Genomic DNA, 12,840 nt, shown 5'->3' with positions numbered 1-12,840 from the left:
AGGTTGCCTGACACGACGCCTTCGCGGGCAAGCCCGCTCCCACAGGGACCGCGTAATCTTCGCGTGCATCGGCCAGATTCAGGGAGTGAAGTTGGCGTTTCAACGGGGGCTTCACAGCCCGAAAAACCAGGCGAAAACGCCAGTTTCAACTTCACCCTTGTAGACCGTCCTGCCCACCCCCATATTGGGGCGACTGACGCGTGAAGGAATCCAAATTGAGCGAACTTCTCAACCGCCGCCTGGCTCTGCTCGGTGAGCGCGCCAACCTCTCTCTGCTCGAGCAGTGCCTGCACGGTATCGAACGTGAATGCCTGCGCGTGACCGGCGAGGGACGTCTGGCGCAAACGCCGCACCCTGAAAGCCTGGGTTCCGCGCTGACCAACGAACAGATCACTACCGACTATTCCGAGTCGCTGCTGGAATTCATCACGCCTGCCCTGCCAGACCCGGCCGACACCCTGGCCAGCCTGGACAAGATTCATCGTTTCGCCTACAGCAAGCTCGGCAACGAGTACCTGTGGAGTCCATCGATGCCGTGCCCGTTGCCGGCCGAGGAAGATATCCCGATCGCCTACTACGGCACCTCCAACATCGGTCAGCTCAAGTACGTCTACCGCAAGGGCCTGGCCCTGCGTTACGGCAAGACCATGCAGTGCATCGCCGGGATTCACTACAACTTCTCCCTACCGGAAAAACTCTGGCCGCTGCTGAAGGAAGCCGAAGGCTTCGTCGGCACCGACCGGGATTTCCAGTCGTCGTCCTATATCGCGCTGATCCGCAATTTCCGTCGCTACAGCTGGCTGCTGATGTACCTGTTCGGTGCTTCGCCGGCGCTGGACGCCGGATTCCTGCGCGGCCGTTCGCATCAGCTGGAACAGCTGGATCCGGACACCCTGTACCTGCCTTACGCCACCAGCCTGCGCATGAGCGACCTCGGTTACCAGAGCAACGCTCAGGCCGGCCTGACCCCTTGCTACAACGACCTGGCAAGTTACACCGACAGCCTGCGCAAAGCGGTGGCCACGCCATACGCGCCGTACGTTGAAGTCGGCACGCACCAGGATGGCGAGTGGGTGCAACTGAACACCAACATCCTGCAGATCGAAAACGAGTACTACTCCAACATCCGCCCGAAACGCGTGACCTACACCGGCGAGCGGCCGATCCAGGCGCTGGTCGCCCGTGGCATCCAGTACGTCGAAGTGCGTTGCCTGGACATCAACCCGTTCCTGCCGATGGGCATCGACCTCACCGAGTCGCGCTTCCTCGACGCGTTCCTGCTGTACTGCGCGCTGAACGACAGCCCGCTGCTGACCAACATCAGCTGCGGCAACGCCACGTCGAACTTCCTCAGCGTGGTCAAGGAAGGTCGTCGTCCGGGCCTGCAATTACAGCGTGACGGCCAACCGGTCGAGCTGAAGGAGTGGGCCGCCGAACTGCTGGAGAAAATCGCTCCGCTGGCAGCAATGCTGGATCAAAGCCATGGCGGCGATGCCCACAGCAAGGCACTCGACGCGCAACTGGCCAAGGTCAAGGATTCGTCCCTGACACCTTCGGCCCAGGTGCTGGCGGCGATGGCCGAGCACAAGGAAAGCTTCGCGCAATTCTCCCTGCGCCAGAGCCAGGCTCACGCCGAGTTCTTCCGCAGCGAGCCGCTGGCGGCTGACGAGCAAGCGAAGTTCGAAGAACTGGCGCGCTCGTCGCTGGCGCAACAGGCTGAGCTGGAGCAGAACGAGGTGGGGGATTTCGACGTGTTTGTCGGGTCGTATCAGGCGAGCATTCTGGCGATTAGTAACTGATTATTTGGCTTTAGGTCGCAGCCCCTCACCCCAGCCCTCTCCCGGAGGGAGAGGGGGCCGACCGCGGTGTTCATCAGAGTTACGTTGACCTGAAATACCGAGTCGAACTCCGAATTTGAAAAGCCCCCGATCAGCTCCCTTTCCCCCTTCCGGAGGGAGAGGGGACTGACTGCAGTGTTTATCAGAGTTACGCCGACCTGAAATTCCCAGTCGAACTCCGAATTTGAAAAGCCCCCAATCGGCTCCCTTTCCCCTCGCCCCCCTGGGGGCGGTCCGACGCTTCGGGAGGGCTGGGGTGAGGGGGAAAAGTTCTCAAGCCATACCCAAAACTCAAACGCCCCCCAATCCCTCCGAGCCTTAGATTTTTCCGCTCATAAGCTAAGTCTAAAAAGTTATTTATTTCTGGATTCTTAGATCATTTAGTCTCCTTTCACGCCGATCCTCGGTCGCCTGATATGGAGCTCTTCGATGAAACTGAACTTCCCGCTTCGCCTGCTGGCCGTGGCCTCTCTGGCTGCTGCGAGTTTCCTGGCCCAGGCTGCCGACCTTACCGTCGCTTACCAGACCACCGTTGACCCGGCAAAAGTCGCCCAGGCCGACGGCGCCTATGAAAAAGCCACCAAGGCCGACATCAACTGGCGCAAGTTCGATAACGGTGCCGACATCATCGCCGCCATCGCTTCCGGCGACGTGCAGATCGGCTACCTCGGCTCCAGCCCGCTGACCGCTGCGATCACTCGCAAAGTCCCGGTGGAAACCTTCCTCATCGCCACCCAGATCGGCGCCGCCGAAGCGCTGGTCGCCCGCGACGGCTCCGGCATCAAGACGCCGCAGGATCTGATCGGCAAGAAAATCGCCGTGCCGTTCGTGTCCACCGGTCACTACAGCCTGCTCGCTGCACTGAAGCACTGGAACATCGATCCTTCGAAAGTCACCGTACTCAACCTCGCGCCTCCAGCGATCATTGCCGCGTGGAAACGCGGTGACATCGATGCTACATACGTGTGGGATCCGGCGCTGGGTGTGGCCAAGGAAAACGGCAAAGTGCTGATCACTTCCGGTGAGTTGGCCAAGTTCGGCGCACCGACCTTCGACGCCTGGATCGTGCGCAAGGACTTCGCCGAGAAGCACCCGGAAATCGTCACCGCATTCGCCAAGGTCACCCTCGACGCCTACGCCGACTACCGCAAGGATCCGAAAGCCTGGCTGGCCAATCAGAGCAACGTCGACAAACTGGTGAAACTGTCCGGCGCCAAAGCCAGCGACATTCCATTGCTGCTCCAAGGCAACGTCTACCCGCTGGCGGCGGATCAGGTCAGTGACCTCGGCGCGCCGACCACCAAAGCCATCACCGACACCGCTGCGTTCCTTAAAGAGCAAGGCAAGGTCGAAGCGGTTCTGCCGGACTACGCGCCGTACGTCACCCCCAAGTACATCACCAACTGATCGGGAGTTAATTGCGATGGCCTTGCTACAACTGGAGCGCATCAGCGCACAGTATCCCGGCAGCCCGGAACCGGTACTGTCCGACATTTCCCTGACCCTCGGCCCTCAGCAATTGCTGGTGGCCCTCGGCCCGTCCGGCAGTGGCAAGACTTCGCTGTTGAACCTGATTGCCGGCTTCGTCGAACCGAGCGCCGGCCGCATCACCCTCGACAACGTACCGGTCAAAGGCCCGAGCGCCGAACGCGGCGTGGTGTTCCAGGACGACGCCCTGCTGCCTTGGCAGGACGTGCTGGCCAACGTTGCCTTCGGTCTCGAACTGGCCGGTGTGGCCAAGGACAAACGCGAACAGCGCGCCCGGGAAATGCTCGCGCTGGTCGACCTTTCGGGTTTTGAACACCGTCGCATCTGGCAACTTTCCGGCGGCCAGAAACAACGTGTTGGCCTGGCCCGCGCCCTAGCAGCCGACCCGCGTGTTTTGCTGATGGACGAGCCCTTCGGCGCCCTCGATGCCTTCACCCGCGAACAGATGCAGGAACTGTTGCTGCAAGTCTGGCAACGCACCGCCAAACCGGTGTTCCTGATTACCCACGACATTGAAGAAGCGGTGTTCCTCGCGACCGACCTGATTCTGCTGGCGCCGAATCCGGGGCAGATCGTCGAGCGCCTGCACCTGGATTTCGGCCAGCGCTACGCCGCCGGCGAATCGGCGCGGGCGATCAAGTCCGATCCGCGCTTCATCGAAACCCGCGAACACGTGCTCGCCAAAGTGTTCTCGCAACGCAGCGCCGTTCAACGGCAGGAGCGCGCATGAGCAGTTACGACGTTTCCGCCACCACGGTAAAACCCGCCGCCACGTCGGTGGTGATTCCCGTGCGCCGCAGCCTCAGCACCCGCTGGATCAGCCTGCTGACCTTGTTCGGGTTGCTGGTGATCTGGTGGGCCGTGACCGCCACCGGTCTGATCGAACCGCTGTTCCTGCCACCACCGTCCGCCGTACTGCAAAAAGGCTGGTTGCTGGCGACCACGGGCTACATGGATTCGACGTTGTGGCAGCACTTGGGCGCGAGCCTGAGCCGCATCGGTCTGGGCCTCGGTTTTGCGATTTTGACCGCAGTGCCGGTGGGCATTGCCATCGGCGCCAACCGCATCGCCCGTGGCGTGCTCGATCCGCTGATCGAGTTCTACCGCCCGATTCCACCGCTCGCCTATCTGCCGCTGATCGTGATCTGGTGCGGCATCGGCGAGCTGTCGAAAGTGCTGCTTATCTACCTGGCGATTTTCGCCCCGATCGCCATTGCCACTGCTACCGGCGTACGCACCGTCGACCCGGCCAAACTGCGCGCTGCGCAATCGCTGGGGGCGACTCGCGCACAACTGATCCGCCATGTGATTTTGCCCAGCGCCCTGCCGGACATTCTGACCGGTGTGCGCATTGGTCTGGGTGTCGGCTGGTCGACTCTGGTCGCCGCCGAACTGATCGCGGCCACCAGCGGCCTGGGCTTCATGGTGCAGTCGGCCGCGCAGTTCCTGGTCACCGATGTGGTGGTGCTGGGGATTCTGGTCATCGCCCTGATCGCCTTCGCCATGGAAATGGGCCTGCGTGCCCTGCAACGCAAACTGGTGCCGTGGCACGGCCAGGCCCACTGATTTTTCAGCACTGACTACCCCGACAGTTTTCGGGGCCCCGGAATTGAAGAGAACCACCATGAGCAGCCTGAACATCACCCCGTTAAGCTCGGCCCTCGGCGCACAGATCAGCGGCGTCGACATCAGCCAGCCGCTGAACCTGGAACAACGCGACGCCATCGAGCAGGCGCTGCTCAAGTATCAGGTGCTGTTCTTCCGCAATCAGCCGATCGAGCCGTCGCAACAGGCGCGCTTCGCCCACTATTTCGGCGACCTGCACATTCACCCGATCTACCCGAATGTGCCGGAACAACCGGAAGTGCTGATCCTCGACACCGCCGTCACCGACGTGCGCGATAACGCGATCTGGCACACCGACGTGACCTTCCTGCCTACCCCCGCCATGGGCGCGGTACTCAGCGCCAAGCTGTTGCCGGAGTTTGGTGGCGATACGTTGTGGGCCAGCGGGATTGCTGCGTATGAGGCACTTTCTGCACCGATGAAAACGCTGCTCGAAGGGCTGACCGCGACTCACGACTTCACCCGCTCGTTCCCACTGGAGCGCTATGGCAACACGCCGCAAGCACTGGCGCAGTGGGAAGAGGCGCGGCGCAAGAATCCACCGCTGTCCCACCCGGTGATCCGCACGCATCCGGTGAGCGGACGCCGTTCGCTGTTCGTCAACGAAGGCTTCACGTCGAAGATCAATGAGCTGTCGGAAACCGAGAGTGAAGCGGTGCTGAAGTTCCTGTTCGCCCACGCGACGCGGCCGGAGTTCACCATTCGCTGGCGCTGGCAGAAGGACGATATTGCTTTCTGGGACAACCGCGTGACGCAGCACTACGCGGTGGATGATTACCGTCCGGCGCGGCGGGTTATGCAGCGGGCTACGGTGTTGGGGGATGTGCCGTTTTTTCGTTGAGCCTTTTACGTCAAAAGCAAAAGCCCCCCCTCACCCTAGCCCTCTCCCGGAGGGAGAGGGAACTGAATGGGGGTTGCATCAGAAGTACGCCGACCTGATCAAACTGTGCTGAATCCATAATCGACCCGGTTTCTCAGGTCGATGTATGACGCAAGACACCTCGGTCGGCTCCCTCTCCCTCCGGGCGGTCCGACGTTTCGGGAGGGCTGGGGTGAGGGCTGGGCCGAGCTGACCCACCCTGATCCTGATCACTCCGCCGTAGAAGGCTTCTCCCAAAGATTAATCCCGCCCTCCTGGGCAAACCGGTCAATCTCCGCCAGTTCCTCCGCACTGAAGCTCAAATTCTTCAACGCCCCGACGTTCTCGACAATCTGCTCCGGCCGGCTCGCACCGATCAGCGCCGAGGTCACTCGCGGATCCCGCAACGTCCACGCCAAGGCCAATTGCGCCAGGCTCTGCCCACGACGCTTGGCAATCTCGTTCAGCGCCCGCACATGAGCAATGTTCGCCTGGGACAAGTGCGAAGCCTGCAGCGAACCACCGCCCGGACGATTGACTCGCGCATCCGCAGGCACGCCGTTGAGGTATTTGTCGGTCAGCAGACCTTGCGCCAGCGGGGTGAACGCAATCACACCGGTGCCGAGTTCATCGGTGGTGTCGAGCAGATCCTTTTCCACCCAGCGGTTGAGCAGGTTGTAGGCCGGTTGGTGAATCAACAGCGGCACTTTCCACTCTTTGAGCAGCGCGGCGATTTCGCGGGTTTTCACCCCGGAGTACGACGAGATGCCGATGTACAACGCCTTGCCCTGCTGCACCGCCGTGGCGAGGGCGCTGGCGGTTTCTTCCAGCGGAGTGTCCGGATCGAAGCGGTGCGAATAGAAGATATCCACATAATCCAGGCCCAGGCGTTGCAAGCTCTGGTCGAGGCTCGCCAATACGTATTTGCGCGAACCGCCGCCCTGGCCGTAAGGGCCGGGCCACATGTCCCAACCGGCCTTGCTGGAGATGATCAGTTCATCGCGGTACTGCTTGAAGTCTTCGCGCAGCAGACGGCCGAAATTGGTCTCGGCGCTGCCGTAGGGCGGGCCGTAGTTGTTGGCCAGGTCGAAGTGGTTGATCCCCAGGTCGAACGCAGTGCGCAGCAACGCACGCTGGGTGTCGATCGGCGTGCTGTCGCCGAAGTTGTGCCACAGGCCCAGGGACAGCGCCGGCAACACCAGACCGCTGCGTCCGACGCGGCGGTAAGGGATGGAGTCATAGCGGTTTTCGGCAGCGGTGTAAGTCATCGAATCCTCTCTTGTCGGTCTTGAAATGGGTGTCGATTGCTACGCAAAGCGATTGTCGGGCCGGGCAAGGCCAAGGTTCTGGCGCAAGGTCCGGCCCTCGTATTCGGTTCTGAACAGCCCGCGCCGTTGCAGTTCCGGGACCACGCCGTTGGCGAAGTCTTCGAGCCCGCCGGGCAGGTGCGGCACCAGCACGTTGAAGCCGTCCGCCGCGCCTTGCTCGAACCATTCCTGCAAGCGGTCGGCAATCTGCGTCGGTGTGCCGACGATGCTGTAATGCCCGCGACCGCCAGCAATTCTGCGGCCCAGTTCGGCCAGGGTCAGATGCTCGCGGCCGGCCAGTTCGGTCAGCAGTTTCTGCCGGCTCTGCTGGCCATTTTCAGTCAGCGGTAATTCCGGCAGCGGCCCGTCCAGCGGGTACTTCGACAGGTCGAAGTTACCCAGCATACGCCCAAGCAGGGCGACGCCAACCTCGGGTTCGACCAATTGCTGAAACGTTTCACATTTTTCCTGTGCTTCAGCTTCCGTCTGCCCGACCACGACAAACACGCCGGGCATGATTTTCAGCGAATCGGCGCTGCGTCCGTACTTCGGCAAGCGCCCCTTGAGGTCGGCGTAAAACGCCTGGGCGCTGGCCAGCGAGGTCTGCGCGGTGAACACCACTTCGGCCGTCTGCGCCGCCAGTTCACGCCCGGTTTCCGACGACCCGGCCTGCACGATCACCGGTTGTCCCTGGGGCGAACGCGCGACATTCAGCGGGCCTTTGACCCGGAAGTGCTCGCCGACGTGATTCAGCACGTGCAGTTTTTCCGGGTCGTAATACCTGCCGCTGGCCTTGTCGCGGAGGAAAGCGTCGTCCTGCCAACTGTCCCAGAGCCCGGTCACCACCTGATGAAACTCCCGGGCGCGACTGTAGCGTTCGGCATGGCCGATGTGTTCGTCGCGACCGAAATTCTGCGCTTCGGCGGCGTTGTCCGAGGTCACCAGATTCCACCCCGCTCGCCCGCCCGAGAGGTGATCGAGCGAAGCGAATTTACGCGCCACGTGGTACGGCTCGTTGTAGCTGGTGGTGGCGGTGGCGATCAGGCCGATGTGCTCGGTCACCGCGCTCAAGGCCGAGAGTAAGGTCAGCGGTTCGAAGTGATCCGAACGGGCCATGCGGCTGGCGATGTCCTGGGGCGGCGCAGCGACGCTGTCGGCGACGAACAAGGTGTCGAACTTCGCTGCCTCGGCAATCTGCGCCAGGCGTTTGTAATGGGCGAAATCCAGCCCGGCATTGGCCGGTACGTCCGGATGGCGCCACGCGGCGACGTGGTGCCCGGTCGCCATGAGGAACGCACCGAGTTTCAACTGTCTGCTCATCTCAGAAGTCCTTGCGCAGTTGCACGCCGAAGTAGCGTTCGTCATCGCGAGGCACGGCGCGGTAGATGTAGTTGCCACCGCTGGCGAGCAACGGCGAATAGGACTTGTCGCCAAGGTTTTTGCCGAGCAACGCCACGCGCCAGCCGTTGGTGTAGTCGGCCAGGGCGACGCTGGCGTTCCAGAGGCCGTAGGCGCCCTGCTTGGTGTCGGCGTTCTGGCTGATGTCGTACTGCACTTCGCTCTGCCAGCTGTAGTCGGTGCCGAGTTCGATATCCAGACCGTTTTCCAGCGGGATGGTGTAGTCGGCACGCACGTAGCTTTTCCAGTCCGGGCTGAACGGCAGCGGTTTGCCGTTGACGTTGCACGACGCCGCCGCGCCCGCCGGGCAGGCGAACTGGTCGATGCGGGCGCGGGTGTAGGCCAGCGCACCGGAGAGCTTCAGTTGCTGGGTCGCCTGCAAGGCGTAGTCGAGTTCCACGCCCTCGGTGCTGACGCTGCCGGCGTTGATCAGACGCGTCACCACTTGTCCGGCGACGGTGTCGAAAAAGTTCGCCTGGTAGTTGTCGTAGTCGCTGTGGAAAACCGCGAGGTTGGTGGTCAGGCGATTGTTCCAGGACGAGGCTTTGATCCCCGCCTCCCAGGTGTTGGAGGTTTCCGGTTTCAGTGCTTCGGTGTCGCGTGGCTGCATGTTGAAGAACACGTTGTAGGCCGGGCCTTTGTAGCCACGCGAATAAGTCAGGTAAGTGGTGACGGTATCGCTCAGGTCGTACTGCAAACCGAGCCGACCGGACCAGCCGTCTTCATCAACCGAGCCGGAGCTGCTGGTCGCCGGTTGAATGCCGCTGACCGTCGTGGCTGATGTGGAAACGCGACGGTGATCGTATTCCAGATCGTCGTGGGTGTAGCGCAGGCCGGCAATGCCACGGAAGTCCGAGGTGAAATTCAGCGTGCTTTCGCCGAACACCGCGTAGCTGTCGCTGGTGGTGCTGTAATCGGCGACGCCGCGATCAGTCCGCGTGGTCGTAGTCAGCGTGCGTTGATACGTCTCGTCATCCTTGCCGTGCATGTAGAACAGGCCGCCGACGTATTCGAGGAACTCGCCTTTCGGCGAAGCCAGACGCAGCTCCTGCGAGTACTGGTCGAACGCCAGATCGCCCTTGTCCGCCGTGCCGGGGAATGCTGCCGTCACCGTGCCGAGGCGGTCGCCGTCCTGATACTGGGTGTTGTCCCAGCCGCGCCACGCGGTAATCGAGGTCAGGGTGTAATCGCCCAATTGCCAGTCGAGCTGGCCGGACAAACCTTTGTTGGTGTCCTCGACGTGGGTGCGGGTGTCGGTGTTGATGTCGCGGTTATGGCTGGTCGCGCTGACCGGGCTCAGCGCATTGGCAAAGGTCGGGGGCAGTGCCTTGCTCACGACGCCGTTCGGACCGTCATCGTGGGACTGCATGTAGTCGGCGATCAGCGTGAAGGTGACGTCGTCGTTCGGGGTGAATTCCAGTTTGCCGCGCACGCCGCGATGGTTGTAGCCATTGACCTCCTGACCGTTGTGCTTGTTGTCCACGTTGCCGTCATAGCTGCCGAACAAGGTGCTGATCGAGCCCTTGAGCGTATCCGGAATCAGGCTGCCGCCGATGCCGAAACGGGTGCGGCTTTCATTGCCGCTGTAGTACGACTGATCGATGTAACCGTGGGTCTCGGCGGTCGGCGCCTTGCTGGTGATATTCAACACGCCGGCCGAGGCGTTCTTGCCGAACAACGTGCCTTGGGGACCGCGCAAGACTTCGACGCGCTCCAGATCCAGCAGATCCAGAGTCGACTGGCCAGGACGGGCGTAGACCACGCCGTCGATCACTGTAGCCACCGTCGGCTCGACGCCCGGCGAAGTGGAAATCGTGCCCACGCCACGCACGAACAACGAGGTGTCCTTGTTCGACGCGCCGGTGCGGAAATTCAGCGACGGCACTTGCTGGACGATGCTCGCCACGCTGTTGCGGTTGTCGCGCTCCAGTTGTTCGCCGTCGATTACCGACACCGCCACCGGCACCTTTTGCAGCGACTCTTCGCGGCGGGTGGCGGTGACCGTGACGGATTTGAGAGTCGGCTCCTGATCGGTGCTGTCGGCGGCAAACGCGGCCGGCAGCGGCAGCGCGGCCAGCCCGGTGAGTAGCCAGCCCGCAGTGCGGATCGATTGCGCCAGTTTGTGTGTCGCCCCAGGAATGTTGTGCATGTTTGCCCGCTCGAAAAGTTGCCCTGAACCGCTGCCGTTCTGCGACGACAGCGCCTGTCTCGGTGTCTTGGGCATTCGCTCGAGCGAGTAGCAGACAACGCGCTTTGTTAGCGCTAACATCGCCAGTATTGGCAAGCCGCACATAGACCGTCCAATACTGAAAAATTACTTTTATATGCGTTTTGGTTTTTAAGAAGGATCGAGCCTTGAGCGAAGAAAAGCCCCGCAAACGCCGTGGCGCCGGTCGCGTGACCCTTAACGCGGTGGCGCGCCAGGCCGGAGTTTCGGCGATCACCGTGTCGCGCTACTTCAACCAGCCGGAACAGGTATCGCCCGAACGCCGCGAACGGATCGCGGCGGTGGTCGCCGAGTTGGGTTATGTGCCGAATCTGGTGGCCGGCGGACTTGCTTCGGCGCGGGGAAAAATCGTCGGCATGGTGATCCCGAACATCTCCGGGCCGATCTTCGCCAACACCATTCAAGGCTTCAGCGACACCCTCAGCCGTCACGGTTATCAGTTGCTGCTGGCCTCGAGTTACTTCAGCGCCGAACAGGAAGAAAACGCGGTGCGGGCCTTCCTCGGCTGGTCGCCGGCGGCGCTGGTGGTCACCAGTCACTTCCACAGCGCGGGCACGGAAAAGATGCTCGCCGAGGCGGATATTCCGGTGATCGAAACCTGGGATTACCAACCGGATCGCGAGCCGATGCAGATCGGTTTTTCGCACTTCGAGGTGGGCGTCAGCGCCGCTCGTTATCTGCACGGCAAAGGCTATCGACGGATCGCCTTCGTGCAGAACAGCGCACCCGGCGACTTCAGCGCACTGGAGCGCCGCGACGGTTACGCCGCGACCGTGCGTGAGTTGGGCCTGGAACCGTGGGTATTCGCACCGGATGCCGATCGCGCCCCGTTCGAGGCCGGCAAGCAAGCGATGGAAGTGCTGATGAACGCTTCGCCGCGCCCGGATGCGATCATCTTCGCCAACGACAACCTCGCCGCCGGCGGCCTGCTCGCCGGGCAACGCGCCGGCCTCAAGATCCCCGAAGACTGCGCCGTCCTCGGCTTCGGCGACTACCCGTTTGCCGAGATGCTACTGCCGAGCCTGAGCACCATCAAACCGCCGGCGCTGGAGATAGGCGTACTGGCGGCGACGCGGGTGCTGGAGAGTCTGGGCGTGTTGCCGAGCGATGAGGTGCAGCGGCTGAATCTGCTGCAATGCCAAGTCATCGAGCGGGAAAGCACCTGACCCAAAATCCTGTAAGTCGGCTCTAAGCCGACAATTCGCGCAAGGCCGCAGCCGCCAGGAATCCGGAGCGAGAACTGTAGCGTTGGTCACGCCGAACCGTCTGATCAATACGCTCCAGCAACTGCTCCGGCAGCGTCGCGTTGAAGCGCACCGACTTGCCGAAATAGGGAGTGATATCAAACTCGACCACACCCCAAATACCGCCGGCGTAATCCGGATTCTCGAGATGGGCATCAATGTCCTGAACCCGAGGCAACGGTGCGCCATCAGCGACCAGTCCCTCATAGTGCAAGGCCAGTGCCTCCTGAGTGTTGTCAAATGCTTCGGCTACCGTAGTGCCTGCGGAGAAGCACCCGGGCACATCCGGGATAATCACTCCGTAGTCTGAGTCGGCATCCTTGTGCAGAACGACCGGGAATTTCATGTAAGTGAATCCTTCCTCTGACATGTCCATTAAGGGACTTTCGTTTCCAATGACGGGCTTCATTTCAAACCCGCCTGTTTCAAGATGCTGTTGATCGTTCCCTTGGGGAGATCTGAATCCGGATGCTTGATCGTCACCCTCCCTGGCTTGCCCGGATGTTTGTATTGGTGGTGACTGCCTTTGACGGCGACCAGATACCATCCATCCTCCTCGATCATCCTGATCATTTCCCGACTACGCATTTCCTTCGCCCTGTTCGACAGCAAGAGCTGCGTACTTTAAGAGCTGTCCTTCTTCATCAATACACACCATACACACTTGGAGAAATATTAGCCTAGTGGACAGGCGCGTGTTTAATCGCCAGATCGGCGGTGGACGCGCCCTGGCACACAGCTCTCATAAACAGATGTATACGTGGCGAAATGTGTCGATCAGCATGAGCCCGACAGCTGACCTATGCTCAACATGAGCAAAATCAGGACGACTCCCATCCACAGGCAGATCCCG

Annotated in this window: 11 protein-coding genes; 6 read left to right on the top strand and 5 right to left on the bottom strand. The window is 61.6% G+C overall.

The window, feature by feature from the left end; all coding sequences use genetic code 11:
• Positions 1-215: 215 nt before the first annotated feature.
• The 5 genes from gshA (at position 216) to tauD (ending at position 5,793) form a co-directional block, all read left to right on the top strand.
• On the top strand, positions 216-1,799 hold the full coding sequence (gshA, locus tag ACW9HX_RS21170; RefSeq protein WP_457382107.1) for a glutamate--cysteine ligase: 1,584 nt from the start codon (positions 216-218) through the stop codon (positions 1,797-1,799).
• A 468-nt stretch (positions 1,800-2,267) separates the two neighbouring features.
• Complete coding sequence (gene tauA, locus ACW9HX_RS21165; protein ID WP_457382106.1) at positions 2,268-3,245, top strand: taurine ABC transporter substrate-binding protein; 978 nt, start codon at positions 2,268-2,270, stop codon at positions 3,243-3,245.
• A gap of 16 nt (positions 3,246-3,261) precedes the next feature.
• Positions 3,262-4,056 carry a taurine ABC transporter ATP-binding subunit gene (gene tauB, locus ACW9HX_RS21160; RefSeq protein ID WP_011331959.1) on the top strand — a complete coding sequence of 265 codons (795 nt, stop codon included), beginning with the start codon at positions 3,262-3,264 and terminating at the stop codon, positions 4,054-4,056.
• Positions 4,053-4,892 carry a taurine ABC transporter permease TauC gene (gene tauC / locus ACW9HX_RS21155; RefSeq protein WP_457382105.1) on the top strand — a complete coding sequence of 280 codons (840 nt, stop codon included), beginning with the start codon at positions 4,053-4,055 and terminating at the stop codon, positions 4,890-4,892. Before tauB ends, tauC begins: the two co-directional genes overlap by 4 nt.
• A gap of 58 nt (positions 4,893-4,950) precedes the next feature.
• Positions 4,951-5,793, top strand: a complete 843-nt coding sequence (gene tauD / locus ACW9HX_RS21150) for a taurine dioxygenase (RefSeq protein WP_457382104.1) — start codon at positions 4,951-4,953, stop codon at positions 5,791-5,793.
• Between the two features lie 248 nt (positions 5,794-6,041).
• On the opposite strand, the gene mgrA is transcribed toward tauD, so the two are convergent.
• The 3 genes from mgrA to ACW9HX_RS21135 are packed head-to-tail and all read right to left on the bottom strand — an operon-like array spanning position 6,042 to position 10,665.
• On the bottom strand, positions 6,042-7,079 hold the full coding sequence (gene mgrA / locus ACW9HX_RS21145) for an L-glyceraldehyde 3-phosphate reductase (protein WP_457382103.1): 1,038 nt from the start codon (positions 7,077-7,079) through the stop codon (positions 6,042-6,044).
• Positions 7,080-7,118: 39 nt separating this feature from the next.
• A complete protein-coding gene (locus ACW9HX_RS21140) occupies positions 7,119-8,438 on the bottom strand; it encodes an LLM class flavin-dependent oxidoreductase (protein WP_457382102.1) in 1,320 nt (439 codons plus the stop codon).
• Position 8,439: 1 nt separating this feature from the next.
• On the bottom strand, positions 8,440-10,665 hold the full coding sequence (locus ACW9HX_RS21135; protein WP_457382101.1) for a TonB-dependent receptor: 2,226 nt from the start codon (positions 10,663-10,665) through the stop codon (positions 8,440-8,442).
• A gap of 206 nt (positions 10,666-10,871) precedes the next feature.
• On the opposite strand from ACW9HX_RS21135, the gene ACW9HX_RS21130 reads away from it, so the two are divergent.
• Complete coding sequence (locus ACW9HX_RS21130; protein ID WP_457382100.1) at positions 10,872-11,909, top strand: LacI family DNA-binding transcriptional regulator; 1,038 nt, start codon at positions 10,872-10,874, stop codon at positions 11,907-11,909.
• A gap of 22 nt (positions 11,910-11,931) precedes the next feature.
• Here ACW9HX_RS21130 and ACW9HX_RS21125 read toward each other — a convergent pair whose 3' ends face one another.
• Positions 11,932-12,333, bottom strand: a complete 402-nt coding sequence (locus ACW9HX_RS21125; RefSeq protein ID WP_085684410.1) for a type II toxin-antitoxin system HicB family antitoxin — start codon at positions 12,331-12,333, stop codon at positions 11,932-11,934.
• 59 nt (positions 12,334-12,392) lie between these two features.
• Positions 12,393-12,575, bottom strand: coding sequence for a type II toxin-antitoxin system HicA family toxin (locus ACW9HX_RS21120; protein ID WP_065261145.1), 183 nt, complete (start codon positions 12,573-12,575; stop codon positions 12,393-12,395).
• Positions 12,576-12,840: the final 265 nt, after the last annotated feature.

Source organism: Pseudomonas sp. SDO52101_S400, from assembly GCF_054071635.1.
The sequence above is the reverse complement of the archived record's forward strand: the minus strand, read 5'-3'. Positions and strand labels throughout refer to the sequence as shown.